The sequence below is a fragment of the Lysobacter sp. N42 genome (assembly GCF_004344885.1).
The window spans coordinates 667,837-685,398 of sequence record NZ_SKFB01000001.1 but is presented as its reverse complement, the minus strand read 5'-3'; the positions used below and the strand labels follow the sequence as shown (position 1 = coordinate 685,398).

Here is a 17,562-nt window from a genome sequence, read left to right as displayed (position 1 = left end):
AAGCTTGCATAGCGAGAGGGCGCATGAAACTAAGTATCACTTCCAGTGTGGTTCACCACCTTTTTCAAGACAACGACGGACAATTCGGTTTGCGATTGTCGCCGCAATTATTAGAAGAAACGGGTGATGTTCTGGGATTACTAGAAGAGCTTACTCGGGTGTATAACGCGAAGCCGGCAAAAGGATACGCACGCTTTATAGAAAAGCCTTCAGAGGATAGTGAAAGCGAAGACAATATTCCCGTGTCTAGTGAAACAAGCGCTGAACAAAAATTACCTTTCCAAACCTTAGTCGATTCCTGGTTAGCAGAAGAAACTAACTTCTTAGATTTTTCGCAGGAGGCGGCGCGCTTGCTTAAAAACGAAATTGCTGATTATGGAGTGTTTGAAAGTGGCTTCTTATTGATGGCCGACTACGAACAAACAGCAGACCGCTACTTGCTCGTTAGCTTTATTCCTGTGCGCGAAGGGGTAATGGTGCAACCAGACTTATCGGTAGACCGCAGTGCGCAATTGGATGTGAATAAACTACAGCTAGCCGCACGTATTAACCTTACAGAACTTGCTGCCAATGTTGACGGCATGGACTATATCTCCTTTATTCGCGGTAGAGCAGGCAGAAAAGTTGCTGATTTCTTTTTGGATTTCTTGGGGTGCGCAGAACAACTTAACGCGAAGAAAACCACCGAGAGCTTGGTGAAAACAGTACAGTCTTATGTTTCTGATAATGAGCTGCCCAGAGAGTTAGGCGTAACCTTGCAAAAGGACGTGTTCGATTATTGTGGTGAGCAATGGCAACAGGGCGAGAAGGTAAAGGTAGACGATATCGAAGAACGCTTTGGTAACCACGGTGCGCCTTCATTAAAAGAATATACTCAAACTAAAGACGTAACATTGCCGCAGGAGTTTCCAGCTGACAAAACCGCGCTGCGTGGTCTGGTGAAGTTCCAAGGCCAAGGCGGAGGGCTTAGTGTAGCGTTCGAACAGAAAATGCTCGGCGAGAGAGTCCAGTATGATCCTGCTACCGATACATTAACCATAACTGGTACGCCTCCGAATTTAAGAGAGCAATTAAAACGGTTTTACGGTCAAAACGACTAATAAAAATGCCAGCTAAATAGCTGGCATTTTTTTTCGCTAACGTTCACTGCAACGAATTGGGTATTAATTGTCACCGGAGCTTGGAACGATTTGGACGGCGTGCAAACCTTTAGGACCTTCTTGAAGTTCGAATTCAACTTCTTGACCTGCCTTGAGCGTTCTGTATCCATCCATTTGAATTGTGGAATAGTGTGCGAATATGTCACCACTACGATCTTCGCTTTCAATAAAACCGAAACCTTTGGAGTTATTGAACCATTTCACCTTGCCGGTAGCCATACATCTACTTCCTTCTTATGTCGTACGAACTAATTTACCTGTTGTTGAAACATTTCGTTATAATAAAGATGTCTTTGTTTTCTTATGAATAAACCTATGGAGGTTGTTTTTTATAACAACTGACACCATCTCTAACTCTAGAGTAGGTTATTTATTAGTCAAGGCATTTATCGTCTTTTTGCACAAAAAGTTAACATTTATTTTTTGATGATTTCGCGTGAAATGGTCAGGAAACAGCTATAGTAAGAGATATGAGCAAGTTTAGTGATTCAATACCAGAGCACCACTTAGAAGAAGAGACGGTAGTAGGTATAACACCTCCCTCGCAGTACCAAGTGATGTTGAACAATGACGATTACACACCAATGGACTTTGTCATTGAAGTTTTAATGCGGTTTTTTAAGCTTGATCAGGAAGCCGCAACTGATGTTATGTTAAAGGTGCATTATCAAGGAAAAGCAGTTTGTGGTGTATATTCTGCGGAAATTGCCGAAACAAAGGTAGTACAGGTGAATCAGTATGCTCGAGAAAATCAGCATCCTCTGCTCTGTACCATGGAGCAAGCCTAATCAATGAAGTAAGGAGGCATTTATGCTGAACAAAGCGCTGGAACTTACATTAAACGATGCTTTCAAAATTGCGCGTGACCGTCGTCATGAGCTTATGACCGTTGAGCATCTACTTTTAGCCCTCCTAGACAACCCAGAGGCAGCTGAAGCGTTGCGCTCATGCGAGGTGAACTTTGATTCACTGCGCGATGAACTCTTAAATTATATTGAACGAGCTACTCCAAAACTTGGTGATGACCAAGAAGACACGCAACCTACACTTGGTTTTCAACGCGTACTCCAACGTGCAGTATTCCATGTTCAATCTTCGGGTAACTCCGAGGTGAGTGGTGCGAATGTGTTGGTGGCGATTTTCAGTGAGCAAGAGTCACAGGCCGTTTACTTGTTAAACAAGCATGATGTAACACGACTAGACGTTGTGAACTTTATTTCTCATGGCATTTCTCGATTAGACGAAGAACAAGGGCAAGAGCCTGAAGAAGCCGTTGAGGAAGAGGGTGCAAATAGCAAAGAACCGAGTTATTTAGCGCGCTTTTGTACCAATCTTAACGTTCGAGCGCTAGAAGGGCGTATCGACCCGTTAATCGGTCGTGACGCCGAATTAGAACGTACCGTTCAAGTATTGTGTCGTCGTAGAAAGAACAATCCACTTTTAGTCGGTGAAGCTGGTGTAGGTAAAACGGCCATCGCAGAAGGTTTAGCTTACCGGATTGTTCATGGTGATGTTCCAGACGTTATCGGTAACGCGACTATCTACAGTTTAGACATGGGCGCTTTATTAGCGGGTACTAAGTATCGTGGCGACTTTGAAAAGCGCTTTAAAGTGTTACTCAAAGAACTCAGCAAAAACGACGGTGCAGTTCTATTCATTGATGAAATTCACACCATAGTAGGAGCAGGTGCTGCATCGGGAGGCGTAATGGACGCTTCTAACCTGTTAAAACCTATGCTGAGCAGTGGTGAGCTCAAATGTATTGGCTCTACCACCTATCAAGAATTTAAGAATATCTTTGAGAAAGACCGGGCGTTGGTGCGTCGGTTCCAAAAAATAGACGTGGTAGAGCCGTCGGTAGATGACACAACCCGAATTTTGATGGGATTGCGCGACCGATACGAAGAACACCACGGTATACGTTACACGCAACCAGCGATTCGTGCGGCGGCTGAGCTTTCAGCGAAGTATATTAATGAGCGCCATTTGCCGGATAAAGCTATTGATGTTTTAGACGAAGCAGGGGCGAGCCAACGTTTGCTGCCTCCTTCAAAGCGCAAGAAAACGATTGGCGTGGGCGACATCGAGTCGATTATTGCTCGCATTGCTCGAATTCCAGCACAGTCGGTGTCTAGAACCGATCAAAGTATGTTGTCGCAATTGGATCGCAACTTAAAAATGGTGGTATTTGGGCAAGACGAAGCCATCGACAATTTAACCTCTGCGATTCGTTTGTCTCGTTCTGGTTTAGGTAGTGAACATAAACCTGTGGGCTCTTTCTTATTTGCGGGCCCAACCGGTGTGGGTAAAACAGAGGTTACGCAGCAATTAGCGAAGGTTATGGGGGTTGAGTGCCTGCGTTTTGATATGTCGGAGTACATGGAGCGTCATGCGGTTAGTCGTTTAATTGGTGCACCTCCAGGATATGTTGGCTATGAACAAGGTGGCTTACTTACTGAAGCGGTGATTAAAAACCCGTACTGCGTAGTGTTGCTAGATGAAATAGAAAAAGCGCATAGCGATATTTATAACGTGCTGCTGCAAGTTATGGATAACGGATCATTAACCGACAACAACGGTAGAAAAGCTGATTTTAGAAACGTTGTGCTGGTGATGACAACCAATGCTGGTGTTCGTGAAACAGTGCGCAAGTCTATTGGCTTTAAGCAACAAGACCACAGTTTCGACGCGATGTCTGAAATCAATAAGGTGTTTACCCCAGAGTTCAGAAACCGTCTTGATGGCATTATTTGGTTCAACCACTTAGATGAGGAAGTTATTCTTCAGGTTGTCGACAAGTTTATTTGTGAGTTACAAGCGCAACTAGACCGTAAAGGCGTTTCTCTAGAAATGGATAGTGCTGCAAGAAAATGGCTTGCTGAAAATGGCTACGACAAAGCTATGGGAGCAAGGCCAATGGAGCGTATCATTCAAGAGCACCTGAAAAAGCCGCTTGCCAATGAGATTCTATTTGGCAAATTGAGCCAAGGCGGTAACGTACGCGTTACTGTGAATGAAGAGGCGACGGATATAACGGAGCAGTTGCGATTTATTTATGATAACGAGAGCGAAGCGGTTAGCGCTTCATAAGTGGTTTTTCAAAAAGGTTGAAAGCTGTTGATACGAAAAAGCCCGACTTATTGAAGTCGGGCTTTTTTATAATGTGCTCACAACGCAAAAAAGCGCTATGCGTTGAATAATTAACGTGTTCTGAAAACGATACGACCTTTAGTTAAGTCGTAAGGCGTTAATTGTACGGTAACTTTGTCACCAGTAAGAATTCGAATGTAGTTCTTACGCATTTTTCCAGAGATGTGCGCAGTCACCACGTGACCGTTTTCTAGCTCAACACGGAACATGGTGTTTGGGAGTGTTTCAAGGATAACTCCCTGCATTTCAATACTATCTTCTTTCGCCATTCATTCCTCGGATATTTATCTGTACATTCTGGCTGATTTTCAAACGCGGGGGATTTTAGCGCGTTTCTGTCGAAATTGCCAACTCGTTCATCATTATGGCTTGTGGTGCAAGAAACCGGTTTAAAATTTGTGTGGCTTTACCCAAATTGAGTTGTTGAATGTATTGGTGTCTAGGTAGATCAATTGCGCCCAATGAATACAAATGCTCATTGGGTACCTGGCAGTCGATAAGTTTTAACCCGGCTGGACTTAAGTGTGTCTCTAATGCTAAAAGCGCACATTTTGAAGCGTTTGTAGCTTTATGGAACATGCTTTCCCCACAAAATGTACTACCCACTAAAACACCATATAATCCGCCGACCAATTCGTTATCCTGCCAAACTTCAACAGAGTGGGCTTTTCCTAATTGGTGAAGCTCTACGTAAGCATTTATCATTTCTTCCGTAATCCATGTGCCTGTTTTCTCTTCATGAACTTCTGCACAAGCCTGAATAACTTCCTCAAACGCTTGGTTGATCGAGTAAGAAAAGGTTGTCTTGCGAACAAACTTTTTAAGACTTCTACTGACGTGCAGTTGCCCTGGTAGAAAAACAGTTCGTGGATTAGGAGACCACCACATGATGGGTTCGCCATCGCAAAACCAAGGAAAGATCCCGTGCTCATAGGCAGCTATTAGTCTAGGCGTAGATAAGTCGCCGCCAAACGCCAGCAAGCCATTTGGATCGACGAGTGAATTTTCTACAGGAGGAAAATCAAGTGAAAGAGGGGAGAGTTGACTAAGCACGAAAAAAAGCCCAAACCTAAGTTCGGGCTTCTCCATATTACTTATCTAGCGCGTCAAGGTAGCGCTCTGCGTCGAGAGCCGCCATACAGCCTGTACCGGCTGAAGTTATTGCTTGACGATAAATATGGTCGCTCACGTCACCCGCAGCGAAAACACCCGGAATACTTGTTTGGGTAGCGTTGCCGTCGGTGCCTGAATGAACTTTAATGTAGCCATTTTCCATATTCAGTTGGCCTTCAAACATTTGTGTGTTTGGCTGGTGGCCAATGGCGATAAATACGCCGTGTACCGACAAATCACTGATTTCGTCATTTTGTGTGTCGCGTAATTTAACGCCAGTCACACCTGCGTCATCACCTACAACTTCTTCTAAGGTTTTGTTTAGATGAAGCTTGATATTGCCATTCTTCGCTTTTGCCATGAGGCGATCAGCAAGAATTTTCTCTGAACGGAAGCTGTCGCGACGGTGAATGACATGAACAGTTTCAGCAATATTTGAAAGGTATAGTGCTTCTTCAACAGCAGTGTTTCCGCCACCTACAACACAAACCTCTTGTCCGCGGTAGAAGAAACCGTCACAAGTAGCACATGCACTCACTCCACGGCCTTGGAATGCAGTTTCTGAGGGTAAGCCTAAGTATTTAGCTGAAGCACCAGTAGCAATGATTAACGCGTCGCAAGTGTATTCACCACTGTCACCTTTCAAACGGAAAGGACGCTCTGTAAGCGCTACTTCGTTAATGTGATCGAAAATGATCTCTGTGTTGAAGCGCTCTGCGTGCTGTTGCATACGAACCATTAAGTCAGGTCCAGTTAAGCCTTCTGGATCGCCTGGCCAGTTCTCTACTTCAGTTGTGGTGGTTAACTGACCGCCTTGTTGCATACCCGTTACGAGTACCGGGTTTAAGTTCGCGCGAGCTGCATAAACAGCAGCTGTATAACCAGCAGGTCCAGACCCTAAAATTAATAGTTTACAATGCTTTACTTCAGACATTCAGATGCTCCGTAGGGCGTTCTGTTAAATAAAATGATTCGGTATTCTAGGCAAGAGCAGGGAAGAGGTAAAGCACCCGGAGTAACCGAGTGCTTTGTAGGGTGTAAACTTTACGATTCGCGAATTGCTTCTAGCGGATCTTTGTAGTTTAAACCAAGTTCTTCACCTAAATCGTCATGCACTGCTTTATAGGTAATGTCACCACGGTGCATATTCAAGCCGTTTAGAAGATTTTTATCACGCTCAAGGGCAACCAAGCCGTCGTTTGCGATAGCAATACCATGTGGCAATGTCGCATTGTTCAACGCAATAGTTGAAGTTCTTGCTACGCCACCTGGCATGTTAGCCACGCAGTAATGTACAACGTCATCAACAATATAAGTTGGGTCTTGGTGCGTTGTTGCTTTAGAAGTTTCAAAGCAACCGCCTTGGTCTATAGCAACGTCAACCAATACAGAACCAGGCTTCATTTGTTTAATGTGCTCACGAGTAAGCAATTTTGGAGCTGCCGCACCTGGAATAAGTACTGCACCTACAACAAGGTCTGCTTGACGAGAGAAGTGGTCGATAGCGTCAACAGTAGAGAAGATGGTTTTCACACGGCCATCAAAGATGTCGTCTAGTTCACGCATACGGGTTAGTGAACGATCTAATATAGTTACGTCTGCGCCCATACCAATGGCCATTTTCGCAGCGTTCGTACCTACAACACCGCCACCAATGATAAGCACTTGCGCAGGTGCTACACCAGGAACACCACCAAGCAATGTACCGCTACCACCTTGTGCTTTTTCCAAGTGGTGTGCACCAGCTTGAATAGACATGCGACCAGCAACTTCGCTCATTGGCGCCAATAGAGGCAAGCCACCACGGCTGTCGGTTACTGTTTCGTAAGCAATCGCTGTTACACCAGCTTCTGCCAACAAACGTGTTTGCTCTGGGTCTGGTGCTAAATGTAGGTAGGTGTAAAGAATTTGGCCTTCACGTAGTTGTTTACATTCGTTTGGCTGTGGCTCTTTAACTTTCACGATCATTTCTGCAGTCGCGAAAATTTCCTCTGGCGTGTCAATAATTTTTGCACCAGCTTGCTCATAGTCTTCATTGGTAAAACCAATCGCAAGACCACCGTCGCGCTCTACGATAACTTCGTGACCGTGAGCTACATATTCGCGCACAGCAGCAGGAGACAAGCCAATACGGTATTCGTGGTTTTTTATCTCTTTAGGTACACCAACTAACATGAGGTAGTCCTTCTTTAATTAGGGCTAGTAAAAGGCCAAGAAAAATTTGCGCAAAGTATAGCCTAGCCATGTGTAGTGTGACTCACTTTTGTTTATGCTCTAAAAAGACTAAAATGCTGTTAATTATTTTAAAAATAGTGGAAATAACCAACTGTGTCTGAATTTGAAGATAAAATAACCATCGATCGCATAGACCGTAAAATATTGCGCATTCTGCAAGATGACGGAAGAATCACCAATACGGCTTTAGCGAAAGCGGTGGGATTAAGTCCTACGCCTTGTCTTGAAAGGGTTAAAAAGCTTGAAAAGCTTGGTGTTATTGAAGGTTATACCGCCAAAATAAATCCTGACAAGCTAGGCTCACCTTTATTGGTTTTTGTAGAAATAACCTTAAGTAGAACCTCGACCGACTCTTTCGCTGACTTCAGCGAAGCCGCACAAAAAACAGATGAGGTGTTAGAGTGTCATTTAGTGTCTGGTGATTTCGACTTTTTACTCAAAGCTCGTGTTGCCGATATGGCTGCGTACAGAAAGTTACTTGGGGAAACCATTTTGAATATGCCAGGTGTAAATGAGTCGCGAACCTACGTGGTTATGGAGGCGGTGAAGCAGGGTAACAAAGTGGTGATTCGTAATTAATTTTTATGAGGCATCCACCTCGCTATTCTTATGCTGTATAGTGATTGCAGCATATAAAAATTATAAAGTAGGTTGTGTTCTAAAGGAATAAAAACTACATGACAGGCATACAAAGACTATTAGAAGCCGGTTTAATACTTGTTAGCGCATTAAGTATCTTTCTTCTCACTTCGTTACTTACGTTTCACCCCGCTGATCCCGGTTGGACACAGGCAGGTTATACCCAAGAAATACAGAATGCTGCCGGGCCAATAGGCGCTTGGTTTGCTGATGTTTTGTTATTCGTATTCGGAATTATGGCTTACGCCATGCCATTCCTGCTTATGCTTGCCGGTTATTTTATTTTTTACCGTCCCCGTGAAGTGACTGAAATCGATTTTTTAACACTCGGCCTCCGTTTAATTGGTGTGGTTCTTGTGGTTGCAGGTGCCACTGGCATATTTAGCATTCATGTGGGACCCGTGTTCTCGTTTTCTGCAGGTGGCATATTTGGTGATGTACTGGTAAGCGCCATGGTGCCGTACTTCAATGTGCCAGGCACGTTATTATTGCTGCTTACTTTTGTGCTCACTGGAATTACGCTGATGACCGGACTTTCTTGGCTGAAAGTTGTCGATGCCATCGGACAAGGAACCATTACTGCAGGTTTGTGGATTTATAACCGCTTTAGCCAAAGCTCGGCAGAGCCTGCACCGCAAAAAGCTCCAAAAGAACCCTCTGTTTGGTTATTAAGAATACAAGCGTTGGCAAGTAAACTCGCGTTTTGGAATCGTAAGGGTGAAAAGCAAGATAAGGTAGAAAGCGTACAAGAGGAAAGCGACGACGTACCATGGAACGATGGACGCGTAGAGCCTGCCATTGATGAAGATATTCCGTCGATCACTACGTCAGCACCAGAGATCGATGATGATGAACTCGAGCGTCGCGTTGGCAACATTGCGCACCATGAAAATGACACCGATGATTTTGATGAAGACTACGAAGAAGCTGACGTCGATACCGGGGATAGCTGCGACTTCGAAGACGATACGGTAGCGCCTGAACAGAATGACGATGAAAGCGATGAAGCTGACCAAGAAGAGGCTACTGAAGAGCCAAGCCGATATGTTGATCCATTACCGTCACTTGCCTTACTAGACAGACCAAACCAACAGGAAAATCCACTTTCACAAGAAGAGCTAGATCAAATAAGTCGTACTGTAGAGTCGGTATTGAAAGACTTTGGTGTAGACGTTCACGTTGCAGGTGTTCAACCTGGGCCTGTTATAACTCGATTTGAGCTCGACTTGGCGCCAGGGGTAAAAGTTTCCAAAATATCTAATCTTGCAAAAGATATAGCTCGCAGTTTGTCGGCTATCGCTGTGCGTGTAGTTGAGGTAATTCCTGGTAAGTCCTATGTAGGGTTGGAATTGCCGAACAAACACCGAGAGATTGTGCAGCTACACGAAGTTTTGTCATGTGACGCATTCCAAAACTCAGCCTCGCCACTCACCATGGTATTAGGTAAGGATATCTCCGGGAAACCGGTTGTGGTTGATCTTGCCAAAATGCCACATTTACTCGTTGCGGGTACAACCGGCTCAGGTAAGTCGGTTGGTGTTAACGTCATGATTCTTAGCTTGCTGTATAAGTCACAGCCAGAAGACGTGCGCCTTATTATGATCGACCCTAAAATGCTTGAGTTGTCTGTATACGAAGGTATTCCACACTTACTTGCTGAAGTGGTTACCGACATGAAAGATGCAGCTAATGCGCTGCGTTGGTGTGTTGGAGAAATGGAGCGTCGTTATAAGTTAATGTCGGCGCTGGGTGTTCGAAACCTCAAAGGCTATAACGCCAAAGTTTTGGACGCCAAAGAGCAAGGTCAACCTATAAAAGATCCACTCTGGAAGCCTACAGACTCTATGGACGTTGAAGCGCCAGAGCTAGAAAAACTGCCTTACATTGTCGTGGTTGTAGACGAGTTCGCTGACATGATGATGATTGTAGGGAAGAAAGTTGAAGAGCTCATCGCGCGTATCGCTCAAAAAGCGCGAGCTGCGGGTATTCACTTAGTGTTGGCTACGCAAAGACCTTCAGTAGACGTTATTACGGGCTTAATTAAGGCCAATATACCTACCCGTATGGCTTTCCAAGTGTCGTCAAAAGTAGACTCGAGAACGATACTCGACCAACCGGGCGCAGAACAATTGTTGGGGCAGGGTGACATGCTTTACTTACCGCCAGGTTCTGGTGTTCCTACTCGTGTTCATGGGGCATTTGTTGACGATCATGAAGTACATGCCGTAGTAGGTGACTGGAAAGCACGAGGTAAACCGAATTACCTAGAAGAAATTCTTAGCGGTGATGCGAATGAAGATACGTTACTACCTGGTGAAAGCAGTGACGAAGACGCAGAGTCTGATCCGTTATACGACGAAGCTGTCGCTTTTGTAACGGAAAAAGGACGGGTTTCGGTGTCATCGGTGCAGCGCCAATTTAGAATTGGTTACAATCGGGCGGCGCGCATTGTTGAACAAATGGAAGTTAGTGGTGTCGTATCATCAGCAGGCCCAGGCGGTGCGCGGGAAGTATTAGCCCCTCGTGCTCCGCGTGACTTTTAACGGATGTAGAGGCTACATATGCAGTACTTCAAAAGGTTTGTAATCCTTATTACAGTAGGTTGCGCACTCACGGTGCTTTCAGTGCAAGCGCAACAAGAACAGAGTGAAGCTCTGACAAGTTTAAAAGCGAATTTAGACCAAATTGAAACGCTTGCGGGAGATTTCGAGCAAACGGTTTACGAAAATAACGAAGTACTGCAAAGCTTGTCGGGCAACTTCGTGTTGGCTAGAGACTCACTGTTACGTTGGGAAACCCTGTCACCGGAACCTTCCACATTGGTCGCTGATGGTGAAACTTTGTGGTACTACGACCCCTTTATAGAGCAAGTGTCTTTGTTTGACCAACAACAAATGACCGAGTCTAATGCATTGCTCGTACTCCTTGAAACAAGTGCAGAACTTGAGGGAATGAGGGTTACGCGAGATAACTTAGAGTGGAGTATTCAAGGTGAAGATGAATCTCAGTCTTTACGCATGAACTTTTCACCTGATGGTGTCTTGCAGGGACTGCATATTCAGACAGGAATGAATCAATTTAGTGTCATCACCTTCACTAACCTTCAAGTGAATGACAGCGTAGATTCCAACATTTTCGAGTTTCAAATCCCGGAAGGGGTTATGGTAGACGACCAAAGATAAACCAAAGGTTAGTGCGATGGTTAAACAGATGTCTTTCGCAGACGACAGCCAGGATGCCTACCAACCGCTAGCCGCACGTATGCGCCCAACGAGTTTAAATGACTACGTAGGGCAACGGCATTTAGTCGGTGAGGGCAAACCGCTTCACAAAGCGATTGCCTCCGGCAAACTCCACTCCATGATATTTTGGGGCCCGCCAGGAACCGGGAAAACCACGTTAGCTGAAATGATGGCTAGCCAAGCAGATGCGCACGTTGTAAAAATTTCTGCGGTTACTTCCGGTGTCAAAGATATTCGTGCTGCGATTGAGCAAGCTAAAAGTGTTCGTGGACAATATCAAACCATGCTGTTTGTAGATGAAGTTCACAGGTTTAATAAAAGCCAACAAGATGCCTTCTTACCGCACATCGAAGACGGAACGGTCGTTTTTGTCGGGGCTACCACCGAAAACCCTGGTTTTGCATTAAATAACGCACTCCTTTCACGGGCGCGTGTGTATCGTTTAAAAGCTCTTGATGAAACAGACATCGAAAACCTTATTCGCCGAGCTTTAACTGACACAGAGCGCGGCCTTGGCGACAAAAATTTATCGATTGATAACGATGCGGTTGAATTCCTTCTGCGTATTACAGCGGGCGATGCGCGAAAGTCGCTGAATTACCTAGAAATAGCTTCAGACTTTATTGAAGGCGATGCGGGTGTAATAACTAAGGCGCTTATTGAAGAAGTGAGTGGCGAGCGTGCTATTGCTTTTGACAATGGTGGCGACGCTTATTACGACCTTCTTTCCGCCTTTCATAAGTCGGTTCGCGGCTCTTCTCCAGACGGCGCTTTATATTGGTATTGTCGATTTTTAGCTGCCGGTGGTGAGCCACTAGTCATAGCAAGAAGGTTACTCGCTATCGTCTCAGAAGATATAGGTAATGCGGACCCAAGAGCGATGCAGCTCGCCATGAATGCTTGGGATACGTTTCATCGAGTGGGGCCTGCTGAAGGCGAGAGGGCAATTGCTCAGGCAACAATTTATTGCGCAGTTGCAGCAAAAAGCAATGCTGTGTACCAGGCATTTAACACCATGATGGCAAAAGTGAAGGAAGGGCCTGACTACCCGGTACCACCACATTTGCGGAATGCTCCAACGAAAGTACATGAAGCTGAAGGTTACGGGCAGTCTTACCGCTATGCGCATAATGAACAGCATGCGTACGTTCCAGGTGAGCGGTATTTGCCAGGCGCGATGGCTGAACAGGCGTTCTACCAGCCTTCTGACCGCGGTCTCGAGGCGAAAATAAAAGAAAAATTGGAGTGGTTGAAAGGGCTAGATCAACAAAGCGAATGGCATAGGCCTTTGCATGATGACGATTAATGGAACGTTACTACTATGGGGAACGCTTGGTGGCGGGCTAGGCGCTTTGTGCCGCTATACCAGCGTTTATAGCTTCTCTCGGCTCTCTCGGCTTTTTTGGTTGGGGAATCTCGCTGCAAATATACTCGGTTGTTTTTCTTTGGGGCTGTTCCTTAATTTTTTAGATTTTGATCTTAATAACCTCACTGCTGCACAGTTTTTCTGGTTGGGGGCTATCGCGGGTTTAACAACGCTGTCGGGCTTGTTTATCGATGGGCAAAAGCTCTTGGTACAAGGTCGTAGTGCAATATTTCGCTTTATCTTTGTGTCTGTTGCTACTGGTTTAGTTGCATATTCAGCAGGGTTTTACGGGTTTTCATGGCTTCATACAGGCTTACAGTAGGAGCTATGCAATGACGACGTACATGAAGTCTCTCGGTTTTGTATTTGCTGGAGCTATAATCGGAAGCTTGCTACGTATTCTTTTTCTTACTTTTGAGACAGAATATTTCCCTTTTATGCTGCTCCTCGTTAACATATTGGGTTGTGGCTACGCAGGAACAATAGTGCAGTTTTGCCGCACAAATAAATTGTCCTCGCATTGGTTTCAATTCCATGTTGCAGGTATTGCTGGCGGAACGACTACATTCGCGGGTTTTGTCTATGAACTTATGGTTTATGGGCAGCAACAGGAATACGTTTATATTGGGTTTTGGTTAGCAGCCACGCTGTTATTATGCACAGCGGGCTTTTTGTTAGGTTTGCACGTAGGCAAACGCTTGGAATAATTGAAGTAGTAAAGTTAGGAACTCTTATATGTTGGACGCCAGTCATTTCCGTGAAGGAATAGAAGAAACTGCGAAAAAATTAGCGCGCCGAGGATTCACTCTCGACGTGGAAAAACTGAAAGGCTTAGAAGCAGAACGTAAGTCCATACAGGTTAAAACCGAAACCCTGCAAAGTGAGCGTAATAGCCGCTCTAAAATGATTGGTAAGGCGAAAGCGCAAGGGGAAGACATTGCACCTTTGCTGGCAGAAGTAGGCGACCTTGGCGACCAATTAGACGCAGCCAAAGCTCAACTCAGTGAAGTACAAGCTGCGATACAAGACATTATAGCGGGTGTGCCAAACCTTCCGGACGAGAGCGTGCCCGATGGTGCAGACGAAAGTGAAAATAAAGAAATTGCGACTTTCGGTGAAGTTCCATCATTTGATTTTGAAGTGGCAGACCATGTAGACGTGGCGGCTAAGCTTGCAAACGGTTTAGACTTTGAAACCGCAACTAAGCTTACAGGTGCTCGATTTGTTGTTATGCGCGGCGCAGTAGCCCGTTTACACCGTGCTTTAGCTCAGTTCATGCTCAACACTCATACCGAAGACAATGGTTATACAGAAGCCTACGTGCCTTATATTGTGAATCACGACTCATTAATGGGTACAGGGCAGCTTCCTAAGTTCGGTGAAGACTTGTTTCATGTAGACGGTGAAAGCCAAGATCGTGTTGCAATGTCACTTATTCCTACTGCTGAAGTGCCGCTAACCAACTTCGTACGCGACGAAATTGTTGACGAAGAGCAATTACCTTTGAGGTTTACAGCGCATACACCATGTTTCCGTAGTGAAGCTGGTTCTCATGGTCGCGACACGCGTGGTTTAATTCGTCAGCACCAGTTTGACAAAGTAGAGCTAGTGCAAGTAGTTAAGCCAGAAGAGTCTATGGATGCTTTAGAGGCTTTAACGTCGCATGCTGAAGGTATTTTGCAGGCGCTAAACTTACCTTATCGTAAAGTACTGTTATGTACAGGCGATATGGGCTTTGGCGCAACAAAAACATATGACCTTGAGGTATGGTTACCCGCACAGAATGCGTACCGTGAGATAAGTTCGTGTTCTAACATGGGTGATTTCCAAGCTCGTCGTATGCAGGCTCGTTTTAGACGTAAAGGCGCAAAGAAACCAGAACTTTTACACACCTTGAATGGTTCTGGCTTAGCAGTAGGGCGTACACTGGTTGCAGTACTTGAAAACTACCAGCAAGCCGACGGTTCGGTTGTTATTCCTGAGGTATTAAGGCCTTACATGGGTGGCATTGAACAAATAAAACCAGAATAGTTATAAAAGTAGCCTTAAATACACTTTGCGGGTTTGGGTAAACCCGCAATTCGTGTGGCTTGCTTTGCTGGACCTTTAGGGAACAAACTGTATAAATAGCGGCTGTTCCCTTTATCTTCGCCTAGCTTCTTCGCTACGGCTTTAACAAGCACCCGCATAGCCGGGCTAGTATCGTATTCTTGGTAAAATTCACGGACAAAGTTAACCACTTCCCAGTGCTCTGGTGAAAGCTCAATGTTTTCTAAAGTAGCGATGTGTTCAGCAAGCGTTTCATTCCACTGCTCAAAATGAAGTAGGTATTCATGTTTGTCGGTTTCATAGGTGCTGCCATTGACTTCAAACACTTTGCTGCTTTCCTTTTCTTTCCCAGTTAAAAACAATGCCCAATTTAATGCTCAGTTAAAAACAAATGTGATGCTTAGAATTAGAGTGTAACTGGTCTAGTTCGTGATCTGTAATGGTTTTAATATCCTCGAGGGCAGTTTCTTCCGGTGGCTGCAGATTCAAAAGGAACGCCGTATCTAAATCAAAGATGTCCTCAAGCATTGGTAATTTCTTATAACGATCGCTGTACTCGGACTTTAGATCGAGAATTTTTACAGCTGACGGTTCAAATACTACAGCCACAGCAATGTCCATACTCAACGCAGCAATGATCATGTCGACGGCTTCTCTAGCACTCGATGTATCAGCGCCAGAGCGAATCGTGAACAATACGGTGTATTTAAAATTGTTCGACATGATCAGCCTCCACTAAACGGCTCATAAACTCTGTTAATCCACCGGCTTCAAAGCCTTGTGCTAGGTTTGCGTTAAGCTCTGGTGGAGCTACCAAACCATAATGAGCGCCCACTGTTGCACAGGCAACAAGGGGAGCTTTCAAGTTTAACCATTGTTGTTGAAGTGCCTGAATTGCTCCATCGATGTGATCGTTTCGAGCAATAACTGTACTTGGACCATAAAAAAACACCTGAACTAGCGAGTCTTGATTCGATGTGATTTCGTGCACGCGCTTAAGTGCCTGTTGCATTTGCTCTTGCTCACTTGGAGCCGACTTCACCAATAAAATATAAGATGCCATAACACGCTCTTAAATAAATAATGAACTTAGTTTACTGCTTTCGAAGGCATAAAAAAACGCCCCGAAGGGCGTTTTTAAAGGACTTAATCTAGCGTTTAATCGTCGCCGCCGAATGCTGACAGTAAGCTCAGCAAACTCACGAAGATGTTATAAATAGATACGAACAACGTCGTGGTTGCGAGAATGTAGTTTCTTTCACCACCGCGAACTATTTCGCTGGTTTGCATTAAAATTGCACCAGACGAGAACAGTATAAATAGGCAGCTCAGTGCCAAGCTAAGTGCTGGAAGCTGCAGAAATATATTCGCTACAATACCGATCAGTAGTACAAAGAAGCCGGCAACCATCATACCGCCAAGAAAACTCATATCTTTCTTAGTAGTAAGAATGTAGCCTGAAAGCGCAAAGAATATAAGTGCAGTACCACCCATAGCAACCATAACGATGTCGGCACCACCATTAGCTACAACCATGTTCAATATTGGTCCAATGGTGTAACCCATGAAGCCTGTGAGTGCGAATACAAACGCAATACCTGCGCCACTATTGGCTGTTTTATGAATGGCAAATAGCAAGCCATAAAAGCCAACAATCGTAATAAGGAACCCAGGATACGGTAGGTTCATCATGCCGCTAATACCGGCTACAACAGCACTGAAAGCCAATGACAGCGCTAGCAGGGTATATGTGTTCCGCAGTACTTTATTGACGGCCAGGGTAGATTCGCGGCCTGCCGTTTGCACTGTTGGATTGTTCATGAGTCGCACTCCTTAAAGTGTTATTTACTTCTATTACTCAAAATTAGAGACTTCATAGTATCAGAAGTTCCCGAATCTTGGGTATGGACTAAAAATTATTTTGTGTAAATAAAGTGGGGGCAATACTTCTACTTTTAAAGGTATTGGGAGGAACAAAGTCAGAACCGGCTGAGAATCAAAAGAACACGTTAAAATTTGCTTAATGATTGTTCAAAAACGGATTCTTCGTATAATTTGTAAGCAAATAGTCATTTTTCTTCAATTTTTCCTTTACAAGCCCTCTGTGGCTCATTATTATTCACGCCGTCTTCAACGAACAACACGAAGACAACAATTCGGAGAGGTGGCAGAGCTCGGTTTAATGCACCTGACTTGAAATCAGGCGTAGGTTCATCCCTACCGGGGGTTCGAATCCCTCCCTCTCCGCCAAATACAAAAGAGACCGCCTATATGGCGGTCTTTTTGTATTTGTAGGAAAAAGAAAGGGACTTGGTTCTAACCACGGTTCGACAAAACGGCAGGACAGCCGTTTTGCACGTTAATTTCCGAAGGAAATAACGCCCGAAGGGTTCGCGCCAGGACGGCGTGAATGAATCCCTCCCGTATGGTTAACTCTACAGCGGAGCAGGACAGCCGTTTTGCACGTTAATTTCCGAAGGAATTAACGCCCGAAGGGTTCCCGCCAGGACGGCGCGAATGAATCCCTCCCGTATAGCTAAAGGTTTACTCGGGGCTTTTTCTTTATTGGCGTTCGAGAAAGGGACTTGGTGATATAGCTCTCCAATCC

Annotated in this window: 18 protein-coding genes, 1 tRNA gene and 2 pseudogenes; 12 read left to right on the top strand and 9 right to left on the bottom strand. The window is 44.9% G+C overall.

Going from position 1 to position 17,562, the window contains the following annotated elements; genetic code table 11:
• The first annotated feature begins 23 nt into the window (after positions 1-23).
• Positions 24-1,100, top strand: a complete 1,077-nt coding sequence (gene yejK / locus EYQ95_RS03400; RefSeq protein ID WP_111914108.1) for a nucleoid-associated protein YejK — start codon at positions 24-26, stop codon at positions 1,098-1,100.
• 63 nt (positions 1,101-1,163) lie between these two features.
• Here yejK and cspD read toward each other — a convergent pair whose 3' ends face one another.
• Positions 1,164-1,379, bottom strand: a complete 216-nt coding sequence (gene cspD, locus EYQ95_RS03395) for a cold shock domain-containing protein CspD (protein ID WP_111914109.1) — start codon at positions 1,377-1,379, stop codon at positions 1,164-1,166.
• 251 nt (positions 1,380-1,630) lie between these two features.
• On the opposite strand from cspD, the gene clpS reads away from it, so the two are divergent.
• Entirely contained in the window at positions 1,631-1,948 is a 318-nt protein-coding gene (gene clpS / locus EYQ95_RS03390; protein ID WP_111914110.1) for an ATP-dependent Clp protease adapter ClpS, read from the top strand.
• A 22-nt stretch (positions 1,949-1,970) separates the two neighbouring features.
• Positions 1,971-4,250 carry an ATP-dependent Clp protease ATP-binding subunit ClpA gene (gene clpA, locus EYQ95_RS03385; RefSeq protein ID WP_111914111.1) on the top strand — a complete coding sequence of 760 codons (2,280 nt, stop codon included), beginning with the start codon at positions 1,971-1,973 and terminating at the stop codon, positions 4,248-4,250.
• 110 nt (positions 4,251-4,360) lie between these two features.
• On the opposite strand, the gene infA is transcribed toward clpA, so the two are convergent.
• The 4 genes from infA to ald all read right to left on the bottom strand — a co-directional run bounded on the left by infA (position 4,361) and on the right by ald (position 7,598).
• Entirely contained in the window at positions 4,361-4,579 is a 219-nt protein-coding gene (gene infA / locus EYQ95_RS03380; RefSeq protein WP_111914112.1) for a translation initiation factor IF-1, read from the bottom strand.
• Positions 4,580-4,634: 55 nt separating this feature from the next.
• A complete protein-coding gene (aat, locus tag EYQ95_RS03375; RefSeq protein ID WP_111914113.1) occupies positions 4,635-5,399 on the bottom strand; it encodes a leucyl/phenylalanyl-tRNA--protein transferase in 765 nt (254 codons plus the stop codon).
• A 1-nt stretch (position 5,400) separates the two neighbouring features.
• Positions 5,401-6,357 (bottom strand): thioredoxin-disulfide reductase, encoded by a 957-nt coding sequence (gene trxB / locus EYQ95_RS03370; RefSeq protein WP_111914114.1) that lies wholly within the window; start codon positions 6,355-6,357, stop codon positions 5,401-5,403.
• A gap of 110 nt (positions 6,358-6,467) precedes the next feature.
• The gene (gene ald, locus EYQ95_RS03365) at positions 6,468-7,598 is read right to left on the bottom strand and encodes an alanine dehydrogenase (protein ID WP_111914115.1); all 1,131 of its coding nucleotides are present in this window, start codon (positions 7,596-7,598) and stop codon (positions 6,468-6,470) included.
• Positions 7,599-7,751: 153 nt separating this feature from the next.
• On the opposite strand from ald, the gene lrp reads away from it, so the two are divergent.
• From lrp to serS, 8 genes and pseudogenes are all read left to right on the top strand, one after another.
• Positions 7,752-8,237, top strand: coding sequence for a leucine-responsive transcriptional regulator Lrp (gene lrp, locus EYQ95_RS03360; protein ID WP_111914116.1), 486 nt, complete (start codon positions 7,752-7,754; stop codon positions 8,235-8,237).
• Between the two features lie 98 nt (positions 8,238-8,335).
• Positions 8,336-8,851, top strand: a pseudogene (locus EYQ95_RS26715) (DNA translocase FtsK 4TM domain-containing protein); the annotation flags it as partial.
• A 501-nt stretch (positions 8,852-9,352) separates the two neighbouring features.
• Positions 9,353-10,840, top strand: a pseudogene (locus tag EYQ95_RS03355) (DNA translocase FtsK); the annotation flags it as partial.
• Between the two features lie 18 nt (positions 10,841-10,858).
• Positions 10,859-11,479: an outer membrane lipoprotein chaperone LolA gene (gene lolA / locus EYQ95_RS03350; protein WP_111914118.1), complete on the top strand. Its 621-nt coding sequence runs from the start codon at positions 10,859-10,861 to the stop codon at positions 11,477-11,479.
• Between the two features lie 16 nt (positions 11,480-11,495).
• Complete coding sequence (locus EYQ95_RS03345) at positions 11,496-12,845, top strand: replication-associated recombination protein A (protein WP_207916208.1); 1,350 nt, start codon at positions 11,496-11,498, stop codon at positions 12,843-12,845.
• Positions 12,832-13,227: a CrcB family protein gene (locus EYQ95_RS03340; RefSeq protein WP_111914119.1), complete on the top strand. Its 396-nt coding sequence runs from the start codon at positions 12,832-12,834 to the stop codon at positions 13,225-13,227. Before EYQ95_RS03345 ends, EYQ95_RS03340 begins: the two co-directional genes overlap by 14 nt.
• Positions 13,228-13,237: 10 nt before the next feature.
• A complete protein-coding gene (locus tag EYQ95_RS03335) occupies positions 13,238-13,612 on the top strand; it encodes a CrcB family protein (RefSeq protein WP_111914120.1) in 375 nt (124 codons plus the stop codon).
• Positions 13,613-13,640: 28 nt separating this feature from the next.
• A complete protein-coding gene (gene serS, locus EYQ95_RS03330; protein WP_111914121.1) occupies positions 13,641-14,936 on the top strand; it encodes a serine--tRNA ligase in 1,296 nt (431 codons plus the stop codon).
• Positions 14,937-14,950: 14 nt separating this feature from the next.
• Here serS and EYQ95_RS03325 read toward each other — a convergent pair whose 3' ends face one another.
• The 4 genes from EYQ95_RS03325 to EYQ95_RS03310 all read right to left on the bottom strand — a co-directional run bounded on the left by EYQ95_RS03325 (position 14,951) and on the right by EYQ95_RS03310 (position 16,775).
• Positions 14,951-15,280, bottom strand: a complete 330-nt coding sequence (locus tag EYQ95_RS03325) for a TusE/DsrC/DsvC family sulfur relay protein (protein WP_111914122.1) — start codon at positions 15,278-15,280, stop codon at positions 14,951-14,953.
• A 55-nt stretch (positions 15,281-15,335) separates the two neighbouring features.
• On the bottom strand, positions 15,336-15,677 hold the full coding sequence (locus tag EYQ95_RS03320; protein ID WP_111914123.1) for a hypothetical protein: 342 nt from the start codon (positions 15,675-15,677) through the stop codon (positions 15,336-15,338).
• Positions 15,661-16,017 (bottom strand): DsrE family protein, encoded by a 357-nt coding sequence (locus EYQ95_RS03315; protein WP_111914124.1) that lies wholly within the window; start codon positions 16,015-16,017, stop codon positions 15,661-15,663. The genes EYQ95_RS03320 and EYQ95_RS03315 overlap by 17 nt, the downstream gene beginning before the upstream one ends.
• Before the next feature lie 95 nt (positions 16,018-16,112).
• Positions 16,113-16,775, bottom strand: a complete 663-nt coding sequence (locus EYQ95_RS03310; protein ID WP_111914125.1) for a Bax inhibitor-1/YccA family protein — start codon at positions 16,773-16,775, stop codon at positions 16,113-16,115.
• A gap of 337 nt (positions 16,776-17,112) precedes the next feature.
• Between EYQ95_RS03310 and EYQ95_RS03305 the strand changes: the two genes are divergently transcribed.
• Positions 17,113-17,204, top strand: a tRNA-Ser gene (locus tag EYQ95_RS03305).
• The last annotated feature ends 358 nt before the right edge of the window (positions 17,205-17,562 follow it).